Raw genomic sequence first — 25,672 nt, forward strand, 5'->3', positions numbered from 1 at the left:
GCCCCCTCAGACCCGAGGAACCGACCGATGAGTACGACCGCCCGCGAACCGATCCTAGACCTCCAGAAGCGCATGGGAGCGTCCATCATCGGCCAGGAGCGCATGATCGAGCGCATGCTGCTCGGCCTGCTGGCCGACGGCCACCTGCTGGTCGAGGGGCTGCCGGGCCTGGCCAAGACGCGCGCCATCAAGAGCCTGGCGCGCAACCTCGACGCCAAGCTCTCGCGCATCCAGTTCACCCCGGACCTGCTGCCGGCCGACATCACCGGCTCCGAGGTCTACTTCAGCGAAGGCGGCAAGGGCGAGTTCAAGTTTCAGCCTGGCCCGCTGTTCGCCAACCTCGTGCTGGCCGACGAAGTGAACCGCTCGCCGGCCAAGGTGCAGGCGGCCTTGCTCGAAGCCATGGAAGAGCGCCAGGTGACCGTAGGCGGCACCACGCACCGGCTGCCGCCGCTCTTTCTGGTGATGGCCACGCAGAACCCGATCGAACAAGAAGGCACCTACCCGCTGCCCGAGGCGCAGATGGATCGCTTCTTGATGCATGTGCAGGTCACCTACCCGGCTGCGCAGGCTGAGGCCGAGATCGTCACGCTGGCACGCGCCGAAGAAGGCGCCAAGGCCGGCAAGGCCCCCGCAGCCGAGCAGGCCCGGCTGGCGGCCGACGTGATCTTCGCGGCGCGCAGCGAGGTGCACGGCATTGCGGTGAGCGATGCCGTGCAGAAGTACATCGTGGCGCTGGTGCAGGCCACGCGCGATGCCACGCCGCTCGACGCCGAGCTGGCAAGCTGGATCCAGGTGGGCGTGAGCCCGCGCGGATCGATCGGCCTCGACAAGGTGTCTCGCGCCCACGCCTGGCTGCAGGGCCGCGCCTTCGTCACACCCGAGGACGTGCAGGCCGTGGTGCACGAGGTGTTCCGCCACCGCCTGATCCTGAGCTACGAGGCGCACGCCGCGAAGGTGAGCGCCGATGCGGTGATCGACCGATTGGTGCAGAAGGTGGCGGTGGCCTGAGGGCGCATCGGCAATGGTTTTCTCGTTGCGCCGCACCAAGCCGGCCGAGACCGAGGCCCAGCCCGGCGTGCATGTCGACGCCGCCGCACTCGCGCGGCTCGAACACGAGGTGCGCGACTTTCACTTCCGCCCGCGGCAACCGGTGCACAGCCTGCTGGCGGGCCGCCACGCCTCGAAGCTGCGCGGGCGCGGGCTCGAGTTCGAAGAGCTGCGCCCCTACCTGCCCGGCGACGACATCCGCACCATGGACTGGCGCGTCACCGCCCGCACCGGCAGCCCGCACGTGCGCGTCTACACCGAAGAGAAGGACCGGCCGGTGCTGCTGGTCGTGGACATGCGGCAGAACATGTTCTTCGGCTCGCGCCGGGCGATGAAATCGGTGGCCGCCGCCGAAGCCGCGGCGCTGGTCGCGTGGCGCGTGTTCGCCGATGGTGACCGCGTGGGTGGCATCGTCTTCGGCGACAAGGGCGCCGGCGAGATCCGCCCCCGCCGCAACCGTGACACCGTGCTGCGCCTGCTCGGCGAGATCGCCCAGCGCAACCTCGCCCTGCGCGCCGATGCTCCGGCCCACCGCGGCGCGCAGCAGCTCGACACCGTGCTCGAACGCGTGGCACGCATCGCGCACCACGACCACCTGATCGTGGTCGTGAGCGATTTCGACGGCCACACCCCGCGCACCCGCGACCTGCTGCTGCGCCTGTCGGCCCACAACGACGTGCTGACGATGTTGGTTCACGACCCCTTCCTCAGCAACCTGCCTGCCTCGGGCGAGATGGTGGTGAGCGATGGCGAACTGCAGGTCGAACTGGGCTTCGGCCGCGCGCCGCAACGGCGCGGCATCAGCGAGTTCGTCAAATCGCACGGCAGCGCGCTGCTGGCCTGGCAGCAAGGCATCGGCGTGCCGGTGCTGCCGATCTCCGCTGCCGAAGAAACCGCGCCCCAGTTGCGCCGCCTGTTGGGGCGGCTCGAAGCGCCGAGCCGAAGGGGCGCACGATGAGCGAGCCCATTGTTGCCGTGACGGCGCCGGCTGCATCGGCCGCGGCCTCCGCCCCGCCCGGCCCCACGCCGCAGGCGTTGGAGGCGCTGCACAAGCTGGCCGATGTGGCCATGCCACCGCCCGTGCCGTGGCTGCCGCAGACCGTCGGCTGGGCCGTGCTCGCCGCCGTGCTGGCCCTGCTGCTCGCCTGGGGCTTGTGGCGCGCCATCGTCACCTGGCGGCACAACCGCTACCGCCGCGAAGCGTTGCAGGAACTGGCGCAGCTCGATGCCCATCTCAGTGCCCACCCTGAAGACGCCGCGCAGCGTGAGGCCACCTTGCGCACCGTGCCCGCGCTGCTCAAGCGCTGCGCCCTGGTGGCCTGGCCACGCGTACGCACCGCCTCGTTGAGCGGCGCGGCCTGGGCCGCCTTCCTCGACGAGCACCTGCACGGCCGCCTCGACCCGGGCCTGCGCAAGCTCGTGTCCGAGAGCGAATACCTGCCGGCCGGCGCGCTCCAGTCGGTGAACGCCGCCGAGGCCCGCGCCCTGCTGGGCGCCGCGCGCAACTGGGTCCGCCAGCACCAGGCTCGCAAGGGAGAAGGCCATGTACCAGCTTGAGCACCCCTGGCTGCTGGCCCTGCTGCCGCTGCCGCTGTTGGTGTGGCTGCTGCTCAAGCCCTACCGCGAAGAGAGCGCCTCGGTGCGCCTGCCCTTCTTTGCCGAGGTCGCCGAGGCCGCGGGGCTCAAGCCCGCGCCGGGCGCCGTGGTCCCGCGCCGCAATTGGCTGCAGTGGCTGGTCGCGCCGCTGGCGTGGGCGCTTGTGGTGCTCGCGCTGGCGCGGCCGGTGTTCGTGGAGCCGCCGATCGAGAAGGTGCAGCCGGCCCGCGACCTGTTGCTGGCGCTCGACCTCTCGCAGTCGATGGACGAGCGCGACTTCAGCAACACCAAGGGCCAGCGCATCGCGCGCGTGCAGGCGGTGCGTGATGTGGTGGCCGAGTTCGTGACCCGCCGGCCCGGTGACCGCATCGGCCTCATCGCGTTCGGCGACGCACCGTACCCGCTCGCGCCCTTCACGATGGACCACCAACTCGTCACCGCGCTCATCGCCGACACCGTGCCCGGCATGGCCGGGCCGCGCACCGCATTCGGCGACGCCATCGGGCTGGGCATCAAGATGTTCGACGAGAGCCACGCGCCGCGGAAGGTGATGATCGTGCTTACCGACGGCAACGACACCGCCAGCCGCATGCCGCCCGAGCGCGCGGCCGAGATCGCGAAAGACCGCAAGGTGATCGTGCACACGGTGGGCATCGGCAACCCCGGTGGCTCGGGCGAAGACAAGCTCGACACGGCCACCTTGCAGCGCACGGCGCAGACCACCGGCGGCCGCTATTTCTTCGGTGCCGATCAGAAGCAGCTCCAGGCCGTCTACGACGAACTCGACCGCATCACGCCCCACAACGAAAAGACGCAATCGTGGCGGCCCAAGCGCGAACTCTTCATGTGGCCGCTGGGCGCCGCGCTGCTCCTCACGATTGCCTACCAGCTCGTGATGGCGCTCACCTCCACCTTGAGGCGTGGCTGGCAGGCCGCGCGGCAGGAGCACTGAGCACCATGTCTGAGCTCGCAACCTGGCTGGCCGACCACGTGGACCCGGCGCTCGCCGCCTTTCACTTCCTGCGCCCGATCTGGCTGCTGGGGCTGATCCCGGCGGGGCTGCTGGTGTGGGTGGTCGGCTGGCGCGACAACGTTCGCCGGCGCTGGCGCGGCAGCATCGCGCCGCACTTGCTCGACGCGCTGGTGGTCGAGCGCCGCCGCCGCTGGCGTGTGCGTCCGGTGCACCTCATGGGGCTGATCATTGCGCTGGGCTCCATCGCCGTCGCCGGCCCGACCTGGGAGCAGGAGAAGCCGCCTTTCGTCGAAGACCGCGCACCGCTGGCGATTGCCATCGACCTCTCGCGCACCATGGACGCCATCGACGTGAGCCCCACGCGGCTGGAACGCGCCAAGCTCAAGGTGAAGGCGCTGCTCGCGCACCGCCAGGGCGGCCGCACGGCGCTCTATGCCTACGCCGGCACGGCTCACATGGTGCTGCCGCTCACCGACGACGCCAAACTCATGGCCACCTTCGTCGACGCCTTGCAGACGGGCATCATGCCCCGCGATGGCCGAGACACGGTCCAGGCGCTCAAGATGATCGACGCCGATCTCGCCAAGGAGCCCGAGGCCGGCACCGTGCTCTTCATCACCGACGGCATCGAGCCTGCCGCCACCGAGGCCTTTGCGGCGCAGATGCAGAACCGCCGCACCCAGCCGCTGGTGCTGGCGATCGGCACGCCCGAAGGCGGGCCGCTGCGCAGCGGCGCGAGCGGCTTCGTGCAAGGCAGCGACGGGGCACGCGTCTTCTCACGGCTCGATGTCGATGCCTTGAAGGCCTTTCAATCGAAGACCGACGTGCCGCTGGCCACGTTCACGGCCGACGACGACGACGTGGCCTGGGTGCAGCGGCGCGTGCAGTCGCACCTTGCGCAGAAGAACGCCGAGCAGGGCATGCGCTGGAAGGAAGCCGGTTGGTGGCTCGCCATCCCGATGGCCTTTCTCTCGGCGCTGTGGTTCCGCCGCGGCTGGACGGTGCGCTGGGTCAGCGCCGTGCTGCTGGGTGCGGTGCTGCACGCCGCGCCCGACAGCGCCCTGGCGCAAGGGGGTGCGGGTGGCGGCTGGCATTTCATCGACCTCTGGCTCACGCATGACCAGCAAGGCCGGCGGGCCTTCGAGCGCGGCGACTTCCTCGAAGCCGCGCAGCACTTCGACGACCCCACCTGGCGCGGCATCGCCTACTACCGCGCCGGCCACTACGCCGAGGCCGAGCAGAGCTTCGCGCGTGTCGACTCTGCCGAGAGCGACTTCAACCAGGGCAATGCCCTCGCGATGCAAGGCCGCTATGCGGCCGCCGTGCAGCGCTACACGCAGGCCCTGAAGCGCCGGCCCGACTGGCCCGAGGCCAAGGCCAACATGGCGATTGCGCAATCGCTCATCCCGCCCAAAGCCAAGGACAAGCCCGACGAAGACCTGGGCGAAGACCCCGACCTCAAGCCCGACCAGATCCAGTTCGACGACAAGGGCGGCCAGAAGGGCAAGAAGCAAATCATGGTGGCCCGGCAGCAAACGGCCGACACCTGGATGCGCAACATCCAGACCACGCCCACCCAGTTGCTCGCGCGCAAGTTCGCGGCGCAGGCTCAGCGCAGCGCCCCCAAGAAGGACGCGCCATGACCAAGCGCTGGTTGCGATCCGCCGCGCTCGCGTTTGCCGCGTGCGCTGCTGCCATGGCGAGCGCTGCGGCTTTGGCGGCCGGGCCGTCGATCAAGGTGGCCCTGGCCGCTCGGCAGCCCATCTTTGTCGGCCAACAGGTGCACATGGCGGTCACCGTCACCGCGCCCAATTTCTTCAGGTCTGCACCGCCCTTCCCGCCCCTGAACGTGCCGGGCGCGATCGTCACCATGCCCGACGAGAGCGGCCAGAACTCCAGCGAGACCATCGGCGGCGTGACCTACGCCAGCATCACCAAGACCTACATCTTCTCGGCGCAGCAAGAAGGCAACTTCACGCTGCCCCCAGCCGAGGTCGCCTTCACGTATGCCGACGACGAAGGCAAGCCACGGCAGGCAAAACTCAAGATGCCGCCGTTCAAGATCACCGCCAAGCTCCCACCCGGCGCGGCGGCTGCGGCCGCCAGCGGCGCGAGTGGTGCGGCAGGCGGCATCGTGCCCGTGGCACGCGTGTCGATCAGCCAGAGCTTCGATCGGCCGGGTGCCGTCTTTCACGTGGGCGATGCGCTGGTGCGCACCATCCACACCACCGTCGACCGCACGCAGTCGATGATGATCCCGCCGCCCGACGCCGAGACCATCGACGGTGTGCGCGTCTTCGCCGCCGACCCGGTGCTGCGCGACGAAACGCGCGATCGGCAAGGACTGGTCGCCGGCCACCGCACCGACCGGCTCACCTACGTGTTCGAGAAGCTCGGCACCTACACGCTCCCCTCTGTGGAGATCACGTGGTTCGATGCCACGGCCGGCAAACCGCGCACGGCCGTGGCACCCGAACTGGTCGTGAAGATCGAGCCTGGCCCGGCGACGCAAGGCGCCATCGCCCCCGAAGCAGCCTCGGCGGCGGCCTCTTCCGCACCGGTGCGGCACACGCACCGCTGGCGCACGATCGACATCATCAAGGCGCTGGCCGCGGCTGCGCTCGCGCTTGCTGTGATGTGGTGGGCGATCCGCTGGATTCGTCGCCAGCTGCCCGCGTGGCGCGCTCATCGCGCCGCACGGCAGGCCGCCAAACTGACCAGCGAGCCGGCGCTCTTTGCAGCGGTACGAGCCGCACGCCAAGGCGGCGCGGGCAGCGTGCACGCCGCCGCCCTGGCCTGGTCGCGCCACACCGGCACCACCATGTCAGCCTGGGTCGCGTCGTGCCGCGACAAGACACTCTCTCAAACCTGGGCCGAACTGCAAACCGCCGCGTTCGCGTCACACCCCGCCACGGGCTGGGATGCCGGCCCGTTCCTGGAAGCGTTCGGCACATGCCGCGACGCCTGGCGCCACACGGCGCAAGTCGACGCTCGCCCGCCTGCCTTGCCGGCGCTCAATCCGTAGCGTACTGAGACGGGCTAGGCGACGAGCGCTCGCCCGCGAGCTTCGTCCCCCACGTGGCAGGGCTTGCGCAGGCACACATCGAAGTGATGTGGTGCGGACCGTGGTACTGCTGGCACGCCTGCCTACACTTCACTCGAATTTGCAAACAAGAACGAGCATGTCGACGACGAAACGAGTGCTGGTGCTGGGCGCCAGCGGGATGATCGGTCGAGCCATCCTGGACGAGGCCCGTGGGGCCAATGATTTGAGTATGTTGCCGGCCTCCCATCGAGATCGCCCCGGGCACATCCATATCGACTACGAGTCGATGACGACACCCGAAGCCTGGACGCGCGACTTGAGCGATCAGGCCATCGACTGCGTCGTCAACTGCGTCGGCATCTGGAAGGGATCGGTCGAGCAATTCGAGTTGATCCAGTACACCGTTCCGGTGGCACTGTTCGACGCCTGTGATCGCCTTGGCATACGGGTGGTGCACCTATCGGCGCTAGGGTTTTCGGCAAGCTCTCCGCTGCCTTATGCGTCGACGAAGGCACGCGCCGATCAATACCTGCTGGACCACTGTACGCAAGGTGTCGTGGTGTACCCCTCGCTCGTCTTCGGCAGCGGCGGCGATAGCTCCCGATTCTTCCTGAACCTGGCCGCTTTGCCCCTGCAGGTCGACTTCGGCTTCCCACGCAACCTGCAACCGGTTCATGTGCGTGAAGTCGCTCGCGCGGTCGTGGGCGCGCTGCGTGCCGGCGAGCCGCAGCGTGCAATCGAGTGCGCGGGGACACATCCGGTCAGCATCCCCGAGTACTTCGACGACCTTCGCACAGGCATGGGACTCAAGCCGGCGCGGATCACGCTGAGGCTGCCAGCGTGGTGCGGCAAGCTGCTCTTCCGAGCCGGCGAGTTGCTCGGCGCGCACTTCGTCAACCGGCAGACTTGGATCCTGCTCCAGACCGGTACGCAAAGCGGCCGGCAGAACCTCGCGGCCTTGCCCTACGACCACTTCGCGACGGTCGCAGACGGGCGCATGACTCAAGAAACCCAGCTCTACTGGTTCGCGCGGCTGGGCATGGCGTTCCTGTGGTTATGGACCGCAGCGGTCACGTATTTCGCGTGGCCTCAACGCGAGACCTTGTCCTGGCTGGACAGCCTATGGCATGGGCTTGGCACGCCGTTCTGGCTGGGCGCCTCGTGCGTGCTGGATGCCAGTCTGGGGGCGGCCTCGCTGCTGTGGCCGAGCACGCGGTTGTGGTTGGCCCAGACCGCCCTCACCGCGGTCTACTCGGTCGGCCTGGCTGTCGCGCTTCCGTGGTCATGGGGTCACCCCTTCGGGCCGCTGACCAAGAACCTGGCCGTCGTAGCGACGATGCTCTTCCTGGCAATGCAAGAGTCCCGGAGAGGGCGGTGATGTACCTGACGTTGAAAACCCTGCACATCGTGTCGTCCACCATTCTGTTCGGCACCGGCATCGGTACCGCGTTCTTCATGTGGATGGTCAACCGCAGCGGCAACCGGCAAGCGATGGTGGTCGTGACCCGGCACGTGATGAAGGCGGATCTCTACTTCACGACCCCATCGGTCATCGTCCAGCCGCTGTCGGGCCTGGCGCTGATGACCCTCGCCGGCTTTCCGATGCAGTTCGCACCCATGAATTGGCTCGGACTGTCGCTGGTGCTCTACGTCGTGGCTGGCACCTGTTGGCTGCCGGTGCTGTGGCTGCAGTGGAAGATGCATCGACTCGCAGCACTCGCTCCCGACGAACCAGAACTCCCGCCAGCCTACTGGCGCTGCGAGCGAGCCTGGACACTCTTGGGCGTGCCGGCGTTCGTCAGCCTGGTGCTTGTCTTCTGGTTGATGGTCGCCAAGCCGTTGTAGCGGCAGCGAGTGGCCCGGGAAAGGGTGAACGCCAGGTCTCTTTCGATCGTGGCGGCTATCGTGCGTATTTGCTACGCCCAAAGAAAGAGCCAGCCCTAAGGCTGGCTTTTGTTCTTGGCGGAGAGGGTGGGATTCGAACCCACGGTACCTTGCGATACGCCTGATTTCGAGTCAGGTACATTCGACCACTCTGCCACCTCTCCTGAATCGGTGTCCGGCGGGTCGTTTGCCGGAAAGCCTGTGATTCTAGCTCAAGCCTTCAGGACTGCTTGACCGCCGAGGTAAGGGCGCAGGGATTCCGGCACGGTAATCGAGCCATCGGCGTTCTGGCCGTTCTCCAACACGGCCACCAGCGTGCGGCCGACCGCAAGCCCGGAGCCGTTCAACGTGTGCACCAGCTCGTTCTTGCCCTGCGCGTTCTTGAAGCGCGCCTGCATGCGGCGTGCCTGGAAGGCCTCGCAGTTCGACACCGAGCTGATCTCGCGGTACGTGTTCTGAGCCGGCAGCCACACCTCGAGGTCGTAGGTCTTGGTCGAGCCGAAGCCCATGTCGCCGGTGCACAGCGTCACCACGCGATACGGCAAGCCCAGCGCCTGCAGCACCGCCTCGGCGTGGCCTCGCATCTCTTCGAGCGCCTCGTAGCTCTTCTCGGGGTGCGTGATCTGCACCATCTCGACCTTGTCGAACTGGTGCTGGCGGATCATGCCGCGGGTGTCGCGCCCGGCGCTGCCGGCCTCGCTTCGGAAGCACGGGCTGTGGGCCGTCATCTTGATCGGCAGCTGGTCGGCGGACAGCACGGTCTCGCGCACGGTGTTGGTCAGCGAGATCTCCGAGGTAGAGATCAGGTACTGCTCAGCCTGGTCTTCATCGCCACCGCGGCTGACCCAGAACATGTCTTCCTTGAACTTGGGCAGCTGGCCGGTGCCTTCGAGCACCTCGCGGTTGACGATGTAAGGCGTGTAGCACTCGGTGTAGCCGTGCTTGAGCGTCTGCATGTCGAGCATGAACTGCGCGAGCGCGCGGTGCAGGCGGGCGATGGGGCCGCGCAGGAAGCTGAAGCGCGAGCCCGACAGCTTGGCGCCGGTGTCGAAATCGAGGCCCAGCGGCGCGCCCAGGTCGACGTGGTCCTTGACGGGGAAGTCGAAGCTGCGCGGTGTGCCCCAGCGGTGCAACTCGACGTTGCCCGATTCATCGGCCCCCAGCGGCACGCTCTCGTGCGGCAGGTTGGGCACGCTCATCAGCATGCTCGACATCTCGGCCTGGATCACCTCCAGCCGGTCGGCACTGGCCTTGAGGTCGTCACCCAGCCCACCCACTTCCGCCATCACGGCCGCGGTGTCCTGGCCCTTGGCCTTGAGCATGCCGATCTGCTTGGACAGGCTGTTGCGCCTGGCCTGGAGTTCTTCGGTTCGCGTCTGGATGGCCTTGCGCTCGGACTCGAGCGACTGATAGCGGTCGACGTCGAGGTAGGGCTGGGGGTTCTTGCGCTTCTCGAGCGTGGCGATCACGTTCGCCAGGTCTTTGCGCAGCAGGGTGATATCAAGCATCTTGTGGTTCTGGGTAAGCCGTTAATCGCGAACTACTTCAAGCCCTTGGGCAGCGGGAAGTGCACGGTCTCTTCCACGCCCTCCATCTTGCGCACCGACACCGCGCCGAGTGCCTTGAGGCGGCCGATGACCTGCTGCACGAGGATGTCGGGCGCCGACGCGCCAGCGGTCAGGCCCACGCGGCTGCGGCCCTCGAACCACTCGGGCTTCAGGTCGTCGGGCTGATCGACCATGTAGGCCCGCGCACCCAGACGCTCGCCGAGTTCGCGCAGGCGGTTGCTGTTGGAACTGGTGGGGCTGCCCACCACGATGAGCACGTCGACCTGCGGCGCCAGCACCTTGACGGCGTCTTGCCGGTTCTGCGTGGCATAGCAGATGTCTTGCTGCTTGGGCTGGCGGATGTTGGGGAAGCGCTGCTTCACCGCATCGAGAATGCCGGCCGCATCGTCCACCGAGAGCGTGGTCTGCGTGACCACCGCGAGCTTCTCGCTCTGCGCCACTTGCACGCGGCCCACGTCGTCGATGTCTTCGACGAGGTAGATGCCTTCGTTGAGTTGGCCCATGGTGCCTTCGACCTCGGGGTGGCCCTTGTGGCCGATCATGATGAAGTCGTAGCCTTCCTTGTGCAGCTTGGCAACTTCCACATGCACTTTGGTCACCAGCGGGCAGGTGGCATCGAACACGCTGAAGCCACGCTCATCGGCCTCCTTGCGCACCGCCTGCGAGACGCCGTGCGCGCTGAACACGAGCGTGGCGCCGGGCGGCACCTCGGCCAAATCTTCGATGAAGATCGCGCCCTTGGCCTTGAGGTCGTTGACCACGTAGGTGTTGTGCACGATCTCGTGGCGCACGTAGATCGGCGCACCGAACTTGGCGATCGCGCGCTCGACGATCTCGATCGCGCGGTCCACGCCCGCGCAGAAACCGCGCGGCTCGGCCAGCAAGACTTCATCGAGCATCACAGCACCCCGATCAGTTGCACTTCAAAGGTCACCGGCTGGCCGGCCAGCGGGTGGTTGAAGTCGAACAGCAGCCAATCACCGCCCACCTCGCGCACCACGCCGGCGTAGGCGCCCTGGCCATCGGGCGTGGGGAACTGCACCACGTCGCCCAGGCTGTACTTCTCATCGGGGTCGCCCAGTTCGTGCAGCAGGCTCAGCTTCACGCGCTGGATCATGTCGGGGTTGCGCTCGCCAAAAGCCTCGCCGGGGGCGAGCTCGAAGCTCGTACGCGTGCCTTCGGCCAGGCCGATCAGCCGGGTCTCCACGGCGGGTGCCAACTCGCCCGAGCCGAGCGAGAGCGTGGCCGGCTTGTCGTTGAAGGTGTTGATGATGTCGGCGCCGTCGGGGCCGCAGAGTCGATAGTGCAGGGTCAGGAAGGAGCCCTGCTGCACGCGATTGGCGACGTGGTTCAATGAATTTCCTGGTAACAACTCAACCCCGAATTTTAGGTGCCCCGCCTCCATGGTGCTCAAAGACCTTCCGCCCGATGCCCGCCCCCGCGAGAAACTGCTGGCGCGCGGCCCCTCCGCCCTGGCCGATGCCGAACTGATCGCCCTGCTGCTGCGCACCGGGCTGAAGGGCACCTCGGTGCTCCAGTTGTCGCAAAACCTGCTCGGCGAATTCGGCGGCCTGACGGGCTTGCTGCAAGCCCAGCCTGACGACCTCAAGCGCATCAAGGGCTTGGGCCCGGCCAAGCGCGCCGAGATGACCGCGGTGCTTGAACTCGCTCGCCGCTCGCTCGCGCAAGAACTCATGCAGCGGCCCGTGTTCGACTCGCCCACCCGCGTGAAGGAGTTCCTGCGGCTGAAGATCGGCGCGCTGCCGCACGAGGTGTTCACCGTACTGTTTCTCGACGCCCAGAACCGCCTGATCCGCGCCGAAGAGATGTTCCGCGGCACCCTCACCCAGACCAGCGTCTACCCCCGCGAGGTGCTCAAGCGGGCGCTCGAACTCGGCGCGGCCGCGGTGCTGCTGGCGCACAACCACCCGTCGGGTGCGGCCGAGCCGTCCAAGGCCGACGGATACCTGACGCAAACGCTGAGCAAGGCACTGGCGCTGATCGACGTTCGCGTGCTCGACCATCTGGTGGTGAGCCAATCCGACGTGGTTTCCTTCGCTGAACGCGGGCTGATGTAGCACCGCGAATTGCTGCAAATCTCGCACTTGCAGCACAGACTTGTATCAAGACGTACAAGGCGTGAGAAGTTCCCTTCCCGACAAAGGCACCTCGCTTCTACATTGCGCCGCAGGGAACTCTCGGAGGGGGAAACATGAGCACCGACATCGTCGTCTGGCTGGCACCGTTCGCGCTCGTCGTGGTGACAGTGGGGCAATGGATCGCCTTGCGCTCCAAGTACCTGGACGGGCTCGACAAGCAGCGCACGCGCCACACCCAGCAGATGCAAACCGCCGGCCAGCACATCGACCAGGCCAAGCGCCAGATCGCGCAACTGCAGCGCGACCTGAGCACGACCAAGGCCCAGCTGGCCCGCCAGCTCACCCGCGCCGCGCTCGCCAACGCGGCCGCGCCGGCACCGCCACCCGCCGCGCCAGTCGTGCGGCCGGCCGCACCTGCCGATCGCCCCGCGCTGCCGGTCGATGGGTTCGCCGACACCCTGCCCTCGCTGCAGTTCCCGCACGACGCGAGCATCCTGACCTCTTACCCCGCCAAACGGTAGCCAGCGCGGCGGCAGTTTCTATACTGCCGCCATGACTTCCATCGCCGACCTGCGCAAGAGTTACGAACGCGACGAACTGGACGAAACCGCTTCGCGCGGCGATCCGATGGAGCAGTTCGGCGTCTGGTTCCAGCAGGCCCTGGATGCCCAGGTGCCCGAACCCAACGCCATGACGCTCGCGACGGTGGGCGCTGATGGCCGGCCGTCCACGCGCATCGTGCTGATCAAGGGCTTCGACGCACGCGGCATCGTCTGGTACACCAACTACGACAGCCGCAAGGGCCAGGAGCTGGCGGCGCATCCGCAAGCAGCGCTGCAGTTTCATTGGGTCGAACTGGAGCGAGTGGTGCGCATCGAGGGCCGCGTCGAGAAGACCAGCGGCGACGAGTCGGATGCGTATTTCGCCTCACGCCCACTCGACAACCGCCTGGGCGCCTGGGCCTCGCCGCAAAGCCAGGTGATCGCCTCGCGCGCGGTGCTCGTGGCCAACGCCGCCAAGGCGGCGGCACGGTATGCGCTGTCGCCGCCACGCCCGCCGCATTGGGGTGGGTTCAGGCTCGTGCCCGACACCTGGGAGTTCTGGCAAGGGCGCAAATCGCGCCTGCACGATCGACTGCGGTACCGGCTGGAGGCCGGCGCGTGGCTTCGCGAGCGCCTCGCGCCCTGACCCGCATCCCCGCGTGCGCGGGGCAGCGCCTTCAGCGCAGCAGCCCGTAAGAGATGAAGTTCGCCCGACGCCAGTGCTTGTACTTGGCGAAGAGACGGCGCATGCCCTCGTCGGCCTCGGCGCGGAAGTTGGGCGGGCGCACCACCGAGACGGTCTCGCAATCCACGAGGCCCATCTTGAAGTTGCAACCGTACTGCGCAAGCTGCACGTAGCCCCAGCCCCAGTGGTTCCAGTCGGCTTCGATCATGTCCCAGAAGCGCGGCCACGAGCGGGCGTCGAAGGCGGTCAAGAACACCTCGATCACATCGACCAGCCGCCCCACCGGCACCGGCCGCTTGTACATGATCTTGTGCGGCGTGATCGAGCGCGCCGACAAGGCAGGCGCTGCCATATCGAGCTGGTTGCGCTGCATGACGTCGATGAAACGCCGCCAGTCGAATTCGTCGACCTCCACGTCTTCCATCGCGACGAAGATCACGTCGTAGCGCGCGGCTACCGCCGGCGTGATGTAGCGCTTGAAGTACCGGTAGATCACGCCCGGTTCGTGGATGAAGGTGCAGCGCTCGAATTGCGGGCCCTCGAAGCGGTGCCCGTCGTAAACGAAGATCAGGAAGTCGAAGTGCTCCGGCGGCAGGCGCTCCAGCATCTTCTCGAGCTGCGCCTGCCCCGACGCGCCGACGGGCGATGCATACAGATAGCGGCCGGTGCGCCGCGGCGGCAACTCCGCGGCGCGCTGCGCGTCTCGCTCGCGCACCCAGCGCCGCAGCCTCCCGCGGGCCTGCAGGCCCAAGAGCGCGTCACGACCTTTGCGAGCCAGCACCTTGAGTCTCTGCATGAACGCCCTCATTCGGGTTTTGTGCGATGCAGCATGATGCACCTGCTATCACGCTCCCTGAGCGGATGGAACGCTGCCTGTAGGGGCATTGAGGTCCCAACACGGCCACGTCGCAGCAGGCGCCCGTCGAGTCGCAGGGGCTACTTAGCTCAGGTGAATCTGCGCCAGGCCGCTCAGGCCGCGCAGGAAGGCGTGGAAGTCGATCGGCTTGGTCCAGTAGTCGTCGAAGCCGGCCTCTCTCGCGCGCCGAATGTCTTCGGGCATGGCGTTGGCCGATAGAGCCACCAGCGTGGCCACGGCAAGCGCCGGGTCGGCCCGCAAGCGGCGCAAGACTTCGAAGCCGTCGATATCGGGCAGTTGCATGTCGATCAGCACCACATGCGGCCGCTCGGTGGCGGCCATCTGCACGCCGGACAACCCATCGATCGCGATGCTGAGCACGACATCCGTGCGCAACGCGACCAGCTCCTGCACCAGCACCACGTTGACCGGGTTGTCCTCGATGTAGAGCACCTTGAGCCTCAGGCTGGTGTGTGCGTCCGCCACGTCGGCCCCCGGGCCGTACTCCTCTGCTTGCGCCCGTGCGGCAGGCGCCTGCTCGGCCGGCAGCGTGACCCGGAACTCGCTGCCCACGCCGACCTGGCTGGTCACGAGCACCTCCCCGCCCATCAGGCGGACCAGGTGGTGCACGATCGCCAGGCCGATGCCCGTGCCCTGAATGCTGCCGCGCTCCGCCCCGAGGCGGTTGAAGGGCTGGAAGAGCTGGCCGACCTGATCCTCGCTCAGCCCGCAGCCGGTGTCGCGCACGCAAAGCGACCAGCCGGGCGCGCCCAGGTGTTCCACACTCTGCGCCGACACCCACACCTCGCCTCGCGGCCGGTTGTACTTGATGGCGTTGCTGAGCAGGTTCGACAGGATCTGCCTCACGCGCCGCGGGTCGGCCCGCACCCAGCCCGGGAGATGCTCGGCGTGCACGCGGACATCGGCGTGCAGGGCCTGGAGCTGCGTCCACTGAAGCACATCGTCGAGCGCGCTCTGGAGCGACACCGCCTCGTCGGCCAGCGGCAGGGCCTCGGATTCGATGGTGGCCAGGTCGAGCACGTCGTCGATCAGCGCCAGCAGGTGCAGGCCGGCCGACTGGATGCGCTGCGCGCGCTCGAGTTGCTGCGGGCTGGGCGCGTCGTCGCGGTCGTTGGCCATCAGTTGCGAGAAGCCCAGCACGGCGTTGAGCGGCGTGCGCAACTCGTGGCTCATGCGCGCGAGGAACTGGCTCTTGGCCTGGCTGGCCTTCTCGGCCGCCACCTTTTCGCGCAGGGCCTGCTCGATCTGACGGCGCTCGGTGATGTCCCAGGTGACACCCAGCATGCGGTCGGCCACGCCGTTGGCGTCGCGCTTGACGAAGCCGCGCGTGGCCAGCCAGTGCACCGAGCCATCGGGGTAGATCACGCGGAACTCGTTCTCGTACTTGTCCCCGTCGATGCCCGCGCGTGCCTTGTTGCGGTTGATCATCGAGCGGTCATCGGGGTGGTAGGCCTCGTAGCGCTTGTTGTCCTGCGGGGTTTCCGGGCCGACGGGCAGGCCGCGCAGGCGGTACATCTGCGCGTCCCACCGCGCGGTGCCAGTGATGAGGTTGCGCTCCCAGGTGCCGACACCGGATGCCTCGATCGCCAGGCGGGCACGCTCCTGGGCTCGCTCGAGCTCGGTCTTCGCGCGGTGGAGGTCGGTGGTGTCGAGGTTCACGCCGAACGCCAGATCGCGCCCACCCAGCACCTCACGGCGTGCCCACGAGGTGACCCAGCGCACCTCGCCGCTGGGCCGCACGATGCGGAACTCGGCGTGCTGGCCGCCGGCCGCCGCGCGATCGAGCGGGCGGTGGCGCCGCGCGATCTCGCGGTCTTCGGGATGAACCGCGTTCTCGACCCACCGCCGGTGCACCGGCACGGGATCCCCGCGCTTCAGGCCGTACAGCTCGTACATCTGGTCGTTCCACTCGACCACGTTGGTTTCGATGTCCAGACTCCAGATGCCGACGCCCGCCGCATTGGTCACGCGCTCGATGCGCTCCACGTAGGCCCGTGCGCGCTCGCGTTCGGCGATGCGATCCGTCATGTCGATCGACACGCCTGAGAAACCGATCACCGCGCCGTGTTCGTCGCGTTCGACCATGCGGCGGGTGAAGAGATGCCGGTAGCTGCCGTCCGCGTGCCGATAGCGCGCCTCGACGTCGCAGACCTGGTTGGTGGCCGCCGCCTCCTCGGCCGCCTTGACGACGCCCGGCAGGTCATCGGGGTGGACCAGCGCACGCAGGCCATCGATCGTGAGCGGCTCATCCGGGGCGCGGCCGAGCATCCGGTAGCCCCAGTCGCTCAGGTAGGCAACGTTGTCGACGAGGTCGAGGCGCCACAGCGCCACCGCCGCCAGGTCGATGGCGCGCAGCGATGCCGCGGCCGACGACTCCGCCGCCCGCAGACGCTCTGCGCTCGGGGTGTCGTCGAACACCATGCCGGCCATGCGCTCCGGCTTGCCGTCGGGGCCATTGAACACTTCGGACAGCCAGTGCACCTCTCGCACCTGGCCGCTGGGCAGCAGCAACCTGAAGCGGTTCTCGTACCGGCCGGCCTGCTTCACGAACCGCGAAATGCTGCGCGAGAACGCATCGCGATCCGCCGGGTGCACGCGCGCTTCCATCTGCTGGCGCGAGGGCGGGCCGCCGGCCGGGTCGAAGCCGGTCAGCTCGTACATGCGAGCGTCCCAATGGCCGTCGCCAGTCACGATGTGGCGCTCCCACAGGCCGAACTTCAACCAGCCTTGTGCGCGCCGAAGCCGGGTCTCGGTGATTGACGCCGGGGTGATTGACGCAGCGGGGTCGGACGCCTCGCGCGCTTCGAGCCAGATCAACCAACCGGGGGGCAGTTCGACGGCCGTCCAGCCGAGTTCGACGCCCAAGACGGGGATGGAGCAGCGGCCCTCCTTGGAGCCGCCGGGCACCGCGAGATCGGCTCGCAACTGCGCGACCAATGCGTCCCAATGCTGCGGCGACACCTGACGCTGCTGCGCCCAGGCCGTGGCCGCGGGGTTGAGTTGCCAAGCGGCAGATGGATCGCGCTTGCGAGCCGATTCGTCTCGCAACCGAAGGGCAAGACCTGGCGCAGACAGCCAGAGTTGATCCATGCCGTGCATGACGTTGAAGAACCTGCGCGCAGTCTATCGGCCCGCGCCAGGCGGCCAGGGGGGCGAATACCCGTCTTTCACGACGCGAGAACCCAGCGCGCTGCCAACTCGGGCACGGTCGGGCCGCGCTTGCGCCGGGGGGCTCAATCCTTCACGCGGTGAGCAAAGGTCTTGCGAAACTTCTCGACCTTGGGCGCGACGACGAAGGCGCAATAGCCCTGGCCGGGGTGCTGCGCGAAGTAGTGCTGGTGGTAGTCCTCGGCGCGCCAGTAGTTGTCGAGCGGTTTGAGTTCGGTCACCACCGGCGAGCGGTAGGTGCCGCTGGCAGCGATCTCGGCCAGCACGTCGCGTGCGACACGTTCCTGCTCGGGCGAACTGAAGTAGATACCCGAGCGGTATTGCGTGCCCACGTCATTGCCTTGGCGGTTGAGCGTGGTCGGGTCGTGCACCACGAAGAAGATCTCGAGGATCTCGCGCAGGCTGATGACTGCCGGGTCGAAGCTCACACGCACCACTTCGTTGTGGCCCGTATCGCCGCTGCAGACCTGTTCGTAGCTCGGGTCACGCACATGGCCGTTCGAATAGCCGGATTCGACGGCGGTGACGCCCTGCACCCGCTCGTAGACCGCCTCGGTGCACCAGAAGCAGCCGCCGCCCAGGGTGATGTTTTCAACTGCTGCGTTCATCGATTCGGTCTCCGCGTCATTCCTCTGGAACGCCATTCTGCGGCCGCCACCAAAACCACTCAGAAGGCATAGCTCGCCGTGGCGGCCAGGAGCCAGTTGCGCGGCAGCGCGGGTTCGAAGAAGCGGCTGTTGCCTTCGTTGACGATCACCGAGCCGGCATAGTTCTGGTTGCCTGCGTTGTCCACACGCAGCAACTGCGTGAAGCGCCAGCCGGCAAGCTGCTGGACGAATCCGGCGCGCAGGTTGAAGGTCGTCACCGAGGGGGCTGCGTCGGTGTTGGCGTCGTTCACGTACAGCGCGCCGGTGTGCACCACCTCGACCGCCGCGTTGAAGCCACCCCAGCTCGCTACAGGCAGCCAGGCCAGTTCGGCATAGCCGCTGCGCTCGGGGGTGGCCGGCAAGCGGTTGCCATTGTCGAAGCGGGCTCGCAGGGCCGTGAGGCTGAGCGTGGCCTGCAACTCGTCGGTCCACTGGCCCTGGTAGGCCAGCTCCAGCCCCCGCCGCTCGGTGCTGTCGGCATTCTTGTAGGTGGAGCGGCCACCGGCGTTGGTGTCGACCAGGATCTCGTCGCGCGTGCGGATCTCGAACACCGCCCCATCCAGCCGGTGCCCCTCGGCGATCTTCCACTTGCCGCCCAGTTCGAGGTGCCGGCTGCGCGATGCGCGCAGCTCGGTGTTGAGGCCGCTCAGGCCGTCGCTGCGGTAGGCCAGCTCGGTGAAAGTGGGCGTCTCCATGCCTCGGCCGCCGTTCAGGTACACGTTGAGACCGGGGGCCGCGCGCCAGGTCAGGCCGAGCACCGGGTTGATGCCGTCGTAGTCGACGCCGCCGCTGTCGTCCGGGTTGCCGGTGGTGATGTAGTGGTCTTCGGTGCGAAATCGCACGTTGACCGAGCGCATGCCGCCGGTCAGCGTCCAGTGCGGGTGGAGGTCGACGGCAGCCTGCAGGTAGGCATCGCGGTTGTCGACGGTGTTGCGCTCGTCGCGCTTGAGCGCGCCTTGCTCGCCGAGGTTGTTGATGTAGCCCTGGCGGTCTTCGCGCATGGTGTCGTACTCGATGCCGCCGGTGAGGCGCAGGGCCCGGCCTTCGTCCAGCACGACCCGGTGCGCGAGTTTCGCGCCCAGGCCGGCGTAGCCGCGCTCGAACTGCACCATGCCGCCGCTGGAGGTGGGCGATGCCTGCGCGCTCAATGGCACCGACAGGGCGTTGTCCAGCCCGCGCTCGCCCACGTACACGCGGCCGGTGAAGACGGTCTCCTCGCCCAGCCGATGCTCTAGCACCGAGCCCACTTGCTGCTGGCGCACGGTCTTGCGCGTGTCCTGGAGCGTGGCCACGGGCACGGCCTGGCGCGGGTTGGCCTCCCACTGGGCGCGCGTCAGGCCAAGCGGGTCCTGGGAGTGGGGTTGATCGAGGGCGTTCAGCACCACGCTGAGGTGGGTGTCGGGGCTCAACTGGCTTTGCCAGCGGCCATTGAGCTGCCCCCGCTCGGCGGCGCTGTGGTCGCGGTAACCATCGGTCTCGAAGCGCGTGGCCGAGAGCGTGAAGCCTTGGGTGTCGGTGCTGGTACTGAACTTGGCGCCCAGCTTGCGCTGTCCGTAGGGACCGAAGGCCGCGCCGAGCGTGGCCGTGGGCTGTCGCGCGTCGTCTTCGGTGAACACCTGCACCACGCCGCCGGCGGCATTGCCATACAACTGCGCCACGGGCCCGCGGAGCACCTCGATCCGGCCTGCCGAGCTGAGGTCGATGCTGGAAGCCTGGCCCTGCCCGTCAGGCATCGTGGCGGGGATGCCGTCGACGATCAGGCGAACGCCCCGAATGCCAAACGTGGAGCGCGAACCGAAGCCGCGTATCGAGAGCTGCAGATCCTGCGCGTAGTTCTGGCGGTTGAGCACGGTGATGCCCGGTACGCGGTTGAGCACCTCTGACAAATTGACCTGCGGCCCGCCGCGTTCGATGGCGTCGCGCCCCACTGCGCTGATCGCCGCCGGCACATCGAAGGAACGCTGGCCTGCCCGCTCGGCTGTGACCACCACCGGGTCCAGCACCGCCACCGGCGCTTCGGCCTGCGCCACCGCCTGGCCGGCCGCGGCCAAGGCCAGCGCGGCCACCCCCCACTGATCCATCTGCATCGAAACGGGCTCCTGCTACAAGCTGACTGGCCGGCACTGTTTCACGGCCAGCCCCTGCCGGGAAGCCCGAAGAACCGCGCAATATGTCACTGATCGTGCGCCAAGCATGTGCCAGTTCGGAGCACCGGGCAGGACAATCGCGCGCTGTTCGCACATGTTCAGCCGAGGGAGCCCGGCGCTGCGGCGGCGGACAAGATCATTCAAGAAAAGAAAGACACGGATGAATTCACTGCTGAGCCTGCTGGGCATCGAAGCCTGGGCCCCGATCGCGTCCGCCCTCGTGTTCCCACCCGTTCCCTTCATCGTGCTGATCCTCATTGGCGCCCGCCTGATCCTGCCCCTGCGCGGGTTGGGCTGGCTGGTGATCCTGTTCAGTCTGACAGGCCTGTACCTGAGCACCTGCCTGGGCACGGCCCAGGTGCTGACACAGTTCGCGCTCAAGCCACCGGCGCCCATCAGCAGCGAGGGCCTGGCCGAGATCAAGGCGGCGGTGAAAGCCAAGCAGCAGGTCGCGATCGTCGTTCTGGGGGCCGGCACCGAGCGGCTCGCGCCGGAGTACAGCGTGGCCAACTTGACACCTGCCGCGATGGAGCGCCTGCGCTACGGGCTGTGGGTCAGCCGCGAGACGGGCGCGCCGGTCGCCTTCAGCGGCGGCCTGGGTTGGGGCGTGTCCGAGGGCGAGCCCGAGGCGCAGACCGCGTCTCGCATCGCCTCGCAGGAGTTCGGCCAACCGCTCAAGTGGCTGGAGGACCAGTCGCGCGATACCCACGAAAACGCCCAACGCAGCCTGCAGATGCTCAAGCAGGCGGGCGTGACCAAGATCATCCTGGTGACCCATGGCTGGCACATGCCGCGCGCGCTGCGCATGTTCGAGCAGGCCGCGGGCGGCAGCGTGCAGATCCAGCCGGCCCCCATGGGCTTGTCCTTGAGCAGCGACAGGCCTGCGTTCAACTGGTTGCCGACGCCGCGCGGATTCCAGGCCGTTCACCGCGCCTTGAACGAGTTGCTCGCACTGCTCGTGCGCGCCTGACGCAGGCAGAACGCCGGGCCCCCAAAAGCGAAACCCCCTTCCAGCCTCACGGTGGAAGGGGGCGGATGGCTGACGCCATCATTTCGGGGCTCCAGAGGAAGTAGGTCCGGGGCTCCTATAGCGCAGGGACTGCGCCGGTGAGTTCGCCTGCATGCAGGCTCTTCAACACTAGGTGAGCCACCAAGGCTTTGCCAAGTGAGTGAACCTATGACGCCTTCGGGCCCTGTTTGTCAGGATTCATCACCACGTCGAACAGATGCGCTACGCGTTTCTCGACCTCGGCATCCATGCGGATGCCGCGCCCCCACTCCCGTTGGGTCTCACCGGGCCATTTGTTGGTGGCATCGAGCCCCATCTTGCCGCCCAGGCCGCTGACGGGCGAAGCGAAATCGAGGTAGTCGATCGGCGTGTTCTCGACCAAGGTGGTGTCGCGCACGGGGTCCATTCGGGTGGTGATGGCCCAGATCACGTCTTGCCAGTTGCGGATGTCGACGTCGTCGTCCGTCACGACGATGAACTTGGTGTACATGAACTGCCGCAAGAAACTCCACAACCCGAACATCAGCCGTTTGGCGTGGCCCGGGTAGCTCTTCTTGATGCTGATGATGGCCATCCGGTAGCTGCAGCCCTCGGGCGGCAGATAGAAATCGACGATCTCCGGAAACTGCTTTTGCAGGATGGGCACGAAGACCTCGTTCAGCGCCACGCCCAGCATGGCCGGCTCGTCGGGGGGTTTGCCGGTGTAGGTGGAGTGGTAGATCGGGTCCTTGCGGCGGGTCAGCCGCTGGATCTCGAAGACCGGGAACCAGTCCTGCTCGTTGTAATAGCCGGTGTGGTCGCCGTACGGCCCTTCGAGTGCATATAGATAGCCCCCGACCTCCTTGAGCGGCACGCCGCTCGGGCTGTGGCCGGTGTAGCCGGTGGCGGCGGGCGGGATGTGGCCCTCCAGCACGATCTCGGCACCGGCGGGGGCCTGTAGCATTACGCCGGCGTCACCCACGGCGGTGTCGACCACTTCGGTTCGGCTGCCGCGCAGCAGGCCGGCGAACTGGTACTCCGACAAGGTGTCTGGCACCGGCGTCACAGCACCGAGGATGGTGGCCGGGTCGGCGCCCAGGGCCACCGCGATCGGGAACGGCTGACCGGGGTGGGCGAGCGCGAAGTCGCGGAAGTCGAGCGCCCCGCCCCGGTGCGCCAGCCAGCGCATGATGACTTGGCGCGGGCCGATCACCTGCTGGCGGTAGATGCCCAGGTTCTGGCGCCGGCGCGGGTTGGGCCCGCTCTGCGGCCCGCGGGTGATCACCAGGCCCCACGTGATCAAGGGGGCCACGTCGCCAGGCCAGCACAGCTGAATCGGCAACTGCCCGAGATCGACCTCGGCCCCCTCCAATATCTCTTCCTGACATGCCGCGCGGCGCACCGAGGCCGGCCTCATGTCCCACAGCGCCTTGCCCATCTGTAACAAACGGCCTGCATCCTTGAGGCCCTTGGGAGGCTCCGGCTCCTTCAGGCTGGCGAGCACACGGCCCACGTCGCGCAGCTCATTTACCTCTGTCGCACCCATGCCCAGGGCGACCCGACGTGTCGTTCCGAAGAGGTTCGTCAAGGCCGAAATTTTGTAACCGATCGGGTTCTGGAACCAGAGCGCCGGGCCGCCGGAGCGCAGGACCAAGTCACTGATCGCTGTCATTTCAAGCCGCGCAGACACTGGCTCGGCCACCCGACGAAGCTCGCCCAGCCGCTCCAGACCCGTCAAAAAGTCACGCAAGTCGCGATATTTCATTACTTTTAGGAATTAAAAGTCGAGTCGTTATGCTTGACTGGTTATGGATGCGTCTTCCAGAATGCGCCCGGACCTGACTGAGATCAGGGATAACCCGTGCCAGACCTCATCCTGAGCGACTGGCACCACGCTGCCGAATCCGCAGCCAAGTTGTTTGCTGCGGATTATCACTGTCGCATTTCCGGCCGAACGCCTGCGTGCGCGCTGTGGAGGGACAGAGAAGAAAGGAGTGACATGACAGCGCTGCAGAGTTTGGTTTCGCAGTTGAATTCCGGCCGCCAAGCGGTGGCCCACGCCAGCCTCGTGTTCGCCCGTGACGTCGGTCACGGCCTGCTCGAAGTCAGCCACAACACCCTGGCCCTGGTCGGGCTGCTGATCGTTTCGGCGATTCTCTTCGTCGTCGGCCAGCGCGACCTGCGCCATACGCTCGAAGAGCACACGCTCACTTGGCTCCAGGCCCGCCAGGATGCCCGCACGGTCGGTACCGCCGATGCGTTGCTGACCTTGGCGGAACCGGATGCCATCAGCCGCGCGACCGCGGCCGACATCAAGGACCTGACGAGCCAGCAGGCCCTGGTGGCCGTGTGGATCTCGCGCCGCTACCGCGTCGCCCCGGAACCCGTGAGCCGGCTGGTCAAGGAAGCCTGGGCGGTTGGGGCCAAAGCCCACCTCGATCCCACGCTCATCCTGGCCATCATGGCCATCGAGTCGAGCTTCAACCCGTTCGCCCAGAGTTCGGTGGGCGCGCAGGGGCTGATGCAGGTGATGACCCGCGTCCACGACGACAAGTACGAAGCCTTCGGCGGCAACCACGCGGCGTTCGATCCGGTGACGAACCTGCGCGTCGGCGTGCAAGTGCTCAAGGAGTGCATCGCACGCGCCGGTGGCATCGAGGCAGGCCTTCGGTATTACGTCGGCGCGGCCAACTTGGCCGACGACGGCGGCTATGCCGGCAAGGTGCTGGCCGAGCAGGAGCACCTGCGCCAGGTGGTGAGCGGCAAGACGGTGTCCGTCACGGCCCCGCTGCTGGTTCGCCCGTCACCCGCCGCAGTGCCGGTGACCCTGGCCGAGCCCGAAGCGGTGCCGGCGGCAGCCAGCGACAAGAAGCCGTCGCCCGAGCAGGTCGCCCTGCTCCACTGACCCTTGTTTTGACGTACCGCGCCGGACCTGGCGCGGTACACTCCAACCCGCTGCGCAACTGGCGATGGGGCACCTGGACTCACCACGGTGCCTGAGGTGGTGAACCACTGGGAAGCGCAGCCCGACCCGCAAAAGCAACCTGAGCGGGGTCGGTTCAGCCGTTCGCCTGGGCAGCCCCGCAACCGTGTTCCATGCACACGGTCCGCCGAGGGATTCCGACCACGAGGACTGCCACCATGTTTGACCGCGCCGCTTCCACCCTTGCCGCCATCGACCCCGAGATCTGGAGCGCCATCCAGAACGAGAACCGCCGGCAAGAAGACCACATCGAGCTGATTGCCTCGGAGAACTACACCTCGCCCGCCGTCATGGCCGCGCAGGGCTCCCAGCTCACCAACAAATACGCCGAGGGCTACCCCGGCCGCCGCTATTACGGTGGCTGCGAGTACGTCGACGTCGTCGAGCAACTCGCCATCGACCGCCTGAAGCAGCTCTTTGGGGCGAACTTCGCCAACGTGCAGGCCAACTCCGGCTCGCAGGCCAACCAGTCTGTCTTCTTCGCCCTGCTCAACCCGGGCGACACCATCATGGGCATGAGCCTGGCCGAAGGCGGCCACCTCACGCACGGCATGCAGCTCAACATGAGCGGCAAGTGGTTCAAGGTGGTCAGTTACGGCCTGAACGCCCAGGAAGAGATCGACTACGACGCCATGGAGCGCCTGGCCCACGAGCACAAGCCCAAGCTCATCATCGCCGGGGCCTCCGCCTACGCCCTGCGCATCGATTTCGAGCGCTTTGCCAAGGTGGCCAAGGCCATCGGCGCCTACTTCATGGTCGACATGGCCCACTACGCCGGCCTGATCGCCGCCGGTGAGTACCCCAACCCGGTGCCGTTCGCCGACGTGGTGACGTCCACCACCCACAAGAGCCTGCGCGGCCCGCGCGGTGGCATCGTGGTCACCAACCACGAAGAGATCGCCAAGAAGATCAACAGCGCCATCTTCCCAGGCCTGCAGGGCGGCCCGCTGATGCATGTGATCGCCGGCAAGGCGGTGGCCTTCAAGGAAGCGCTGACGCCGGAGTTCAAGGCCTATCAGCAGCAGGTGGTCAAGAACGCGGCCGTGCTGGCCGACACCCTCACGCAGCGTGGCCTGCGCATCGTGTCGGGTCGCACCGAGAGCCATGTGATGCTGGTCGACCTTCGCCCGAAGAACCTCACCGGCAAGGAAGCCGAGGCGATCCTGGGCGCGGCCCACATGACCTGCAACAAGAACGGCATCCCCAACGACCCGCAAAAGCCGATGGTCACCAGCGGTATCCGCCTGGGCTCGCCGGCCTTCACCACCCGCGGCTTCAAGGAAGAGCAGGCACGCATCACCGCCAACCTGATCGCCGACGTGCTGGACAAGCCCCACGACGAGGCCAACATCGCCGCCGTACGCGCCAAGGTGGCGGCGCTGACCAAGGATTTCCCGGTCTACCGCTAACGTCAACATG

22 protein-coding genes, 1 tRNA gene and 1 riboswitch are annotated in these 25,672 nt (G+C 67.4%); of the genes, 14 read left to right on the forward strand and 9 right to left on the reverse strand.

What is annotated here, in order from left to right; genetic code table 11:
- The first annotated feature begins 27 nt into the window (after positions 1–27).
- The 8 genes from AC1KAR_RS12090 to AC1KAR_RS12125 all read left to right on the forward strand — a co-directional run bounded on the left by AC1KAR_RS12090 (position 28) and on the right by AC1KAR_RS12125 (position 8,510).
- A complete protein-coding gene (locus AC1KAR_RS12090; RefSeq protein ID WP_480317962.1) occupies positions 28–1,011 on the forward strand; it encodes an AAA family ATPase in 984 nt (327 codons plus the stop codon).
- A gap of 13 nt (positions 1,012–1,024) precedes the next feature.
- The gene (locus tag AC1KAR_RS12095) at positions 1,025–2,008 is read left to right on the forward strand and encodes a DUF58 domain-containing protein (protein ID WP_480317964.1); all 984 of its coding nucleotides are present in this window, start codon (positions 1,025–1,027) and stop codon (positions 2,006–2,008) included.
- Positions 2,005–2,607: a DUF4381 domain-containing protein gene (locus AC1KAR_RS12100; RefSeq protein ID WP_480317966.1), complete on the forward strand. Its 603-nt coding sequence runs from the start codon at positions 2,005–2,007 to the stop codon at positions 2,605–2,607. The genes AC1KAR_RS12095 and AC1KAR_RS12100 overlap by 4 nt, the downstream gene beginning before the upstream one ends.
- Positions 2,594–3,598, forward strand: coding sequence for a VWA domain-containing protein (locus tag AC1KAR_RS12105; protein WP_480317968.1), 1,005 nt, complete (start codon positions 2,594–2,596; stop codon positions 3,596–3,598). Before AC1KAR_RS12100 ends, AC1KAR_RS12105 begins: the two co-directional genes overlap by 14 nt.
- A 5-nt stretch (positions 3,599–3,603) precedes the next feature.
- Positions 3,604–5,262: a vWA domain-containing protein gene (locus AC1KAR_RS12110; RefSeq protein ID WP_480317970.1), complete on the forward strand. Its 1,659-nt coding sequence runs from the start codon at positions 3,604–3,606 to the stop codon at positions 5,260–5,262.
- Positions 5,259–6,644 carry a BatD family protein gene (locus AC1KAR_RS12115; protein WP_480317971.1) on the forward strand — a complete coding sequence of 462 codons (1,386 nt, stop codon included), beginning with the start codon at positions 5,259–5,261 and terminating at the stop codon, positions 6,642–6,644. The genes AC1KAR_RS12110 and AC1KAR_RS12115 overlap by 4 nt, the downstream gene beginning before the upstream one ends.
- 175 nt (positions 6,645–6,819) lie before the next feature.
- Positions 6,820–8,043: an SDR family oxidoreductase gene (locus AC1KAR_RS12120; RefSeq protein ID WP_480317973.1), complete on the forward strand. Its 1,224-nt coding sequence runs from the start codon at positions 6,820–6,822 to the stop codon at positions 8,041–8,043.
- A complete protein-coding gene (locus tag AC1KAR_RS12125) occupies positions 8,043–8,510 on the forward strand; it encodes a DUF2269 family protein (RefSeq protein WP_480317975.1) in 468 nt (155 codons plus the stop codon). Before AC1KAR_RS12120 ends, AC1KAR_RS12125 begins: the two co-directional genes overlap by 1 nt.
- 115 nt (positions 8,511–8,625) lie before the next feature.
- On the opposite strand, the gene AC1KAR_RS12130 is transcribed toward AC1KAR_RS12125, so the two are convergent.
- The 4 genes from AC1KAR_RS12130 to AC1KAR_RS12145 form a co-directional block, all read right to left on the reverse strand.
- Positions 8,626–8,713 (reverse strand) — tRNA-Ser (locus AC1KAR_RS12130).
- A 48-nt stretch (positions 8,714–8,761) separates the two neighbouring features.
- Positions 8,762–10,057, reverse strand: coding sequence for a serine--tRNA ligase (gene serS / locus AC1KAR_RS12135; RefSeq protein WP_480317977.1), 1,296 nt, complete (start codon positions 10,055–10,057; stop codon positions 8,762–8,764).
- 32 nt (positions 10,058–10,089) lie between these two features.
- Complete coding sequence (gene ispH, locus AC1KAR_RS12140; protein WP_480317979.1) at positions 10,090–11,016, reverse strand: 4-hydroxy-3-methylbut-2-enyl diphosphate reductase; 927 nt, start codon at positions 11,014–11,016, stop codon at positions 10,090–10,092.
- Entirely contained in the window at positions 11,016–11,471 is a 456-nt protein-coding gene (locus AC1KAR_RS12145) for an FKBP-type peptidyl-prolyl cis-trans isomerase (RefSeq protein ID WP_480317981.1), read from the reverse strand. The genes ispH and AC1KAR_RS12145 overlap by 1 nt, the downstream gene beginning before the upstream one ends.
- 49 nt (positions 11,472–11,520) lie before the next feature.
- Here AC1KAR_RS12145 and radC point away from each other — a divergent pair, with 49 nt between their 5' ends.
- The 3 genes from radC to pdxH all read left to right on the forward strand — a co-directional run bounded on the left by radC (position 11,521) and on the right by pdxH (position 13,404).
- The gene (gene radC / locus AC1KAR_RS12150; protein ID WP_480317983.1) at positions 11,521–12,195 is read left to right on the forward strand and encodes a RadC family protein; all 675 of its coding nucleotides are present in this window, start codon (positions 11,521–11,523) and stop codon (positions 12,193–12,195) included.
- A 134-nt stretch (positions 12,196–12,329) separates the two neighbouring features.
- Positions 12,330–12,737: a hypothetical protein gene (locus AC1KAR_RS12155; RefSeq protein ID WP_480317985.1), complete on the forward strand. Its 408-nt coding sequence runs from the start codon at positions 12,330–12,332 to the stop codon at positions 12,735–12,737.
- Between the two features lie 31 nt (positions 12,738–12,768).
- The gene (pdxH, locus tag AC1KAR_RS12160; RefSeq protein WP_480317987.1) at positions 12,769–13,404 is read left to right on the forward strand and encodes a pyridoxamine 5'-phosphate oxidase; all 636 of its coding nucleotides are present in this window, start codon (positions 12,769–12,771) and stop codon (positions 13,402–13,404) included.
- 31 nt (positions 13,405–13,435) lie between these two features.
- Here the strand turns inward: pdxH and AC1KAR_RS12165 are convergent, their stop codons facing one another.
- From AC1KAR_RS12165 to AC1KAR_RS12180, 4 genes are all read right to left on the reverse strand, one after another.
- On the reverse strand, positions 13,436–14,239 hold the full coding sequence (locus AC1KAR_RS12165) for a DUF707 domain-containing protein (protein WP_480317989.1): 804 nt from the start codon (positions 14,237–14,239) through the stop codon (positions 13,436–13,438).
- A 144-nt stretch (positions 14,240–14,383) separates the two neighbouring features.
- Entirely contained in the window at positions 14,384–17,410 is a 3,027-nt protein-coding gene (locus AC1KAR_RS12170; RefSeq protein WP_480317991.1) for a PAS domain-containing protein, read from the reverse strand.
- Between the two features lie 143 nt (positions 17,411–17,553).
- Entirely contained in the window at positions 17,554–18,096 is a 543-nt protein-coding gene (gene msrA, locus AC1KAR_RS12175) for a peptide-methionine (S)-S-oxide reductase MsrA (RefSeq protein ID WP_480317993.1), read from the reverse strand.
- 59 nt (positions 18,097–18,155) lie between these two features.
- Positions 18,156–20,222, reverse strand: a complete 2,067-nt coding sequence (locus AC1KAR_RS12180; protein ID WP_480317995.1) for a TonB-dependent receptor family protein — start codon at positions 20,220–20,222, stop codon at positions 18,156–18,158.
- 220 nt (positions 20,223–20,442) lie between these two features.
- Between AC1KAR_RS12180 and AC1KAR_RS12185 the strand changes: the two genes are divergently transcribed.
- The gene (locus AC1KAR_RS12185; RefSeq protein WP_480317997.1) at positions 20,443–21,252 is read left to right on the forward strand and encodes a YdcF family protein; all 810 of its coding nucleotides are present in this window, start codon (positions 20,443–20,445) and stop codon (positions 21,250–21,252) included.
- Between the two features lie 205 nt (positions 21,253–21,457).
- Here AC1KAR_RS12185 and AC1KAR_RS12190 read toward each other — a convergent pair whose 3' ends face one another.
- Entirely contained in the window at positions 21,458–23,035 is a 1,578-nt protein-coding gene (locus AC1KAR_RS12190; protein WP_480317999.1) for a UbiD family decarboxylase, read from the reverse strand.
- 234 nt (positions 23,036–23,269) lie between these two features.
- Between AC1KAR_RS12190 and AC1KAR_RS12195 the strand changes: the two genes are divergently transcribed.
- Both AC1KAR_RS12195 and glyA read left to right on the forward strand, forming a co-directional pair.
- The gene (locus tag AC1KAR_RS12195) at positions 23,270–24,175 is read left to right on the forward strand and encodes a lytic transglycosylase domain-containing protein (protein ID WP_480318001.1); all 906 of its coding nucleotides are present in this window, start codon (positions 23,270–23,272) and stop codon (positions 24,173–24,175) included.
- A gap of 44 nt (positions 24,176–24,219) precedes the next feature.
- Positions 24,220–24,354: riboswitch (ZMP/ZTP riboswitch) on the forward strand.
- Positions 24,355–24,411: 57 nt separating this feature from the next.
- On the forward strand, positions 24,412–25,662 hold the full coding sequence (gene glyA / locus AC1KAR_RS12200) for a serine hydroxymethyltransferase (protein WP_480318003.1): 1,251 nt from the start codon (positions 24,412–24,414) through the stop codon (positions 25,660–25,662).
- Positions 25,663–25,672 lie beyond the last annotated feature (10 nt).

The organism is Piscinibacter sp. PDB1-1, assembly GCF_056675995.1.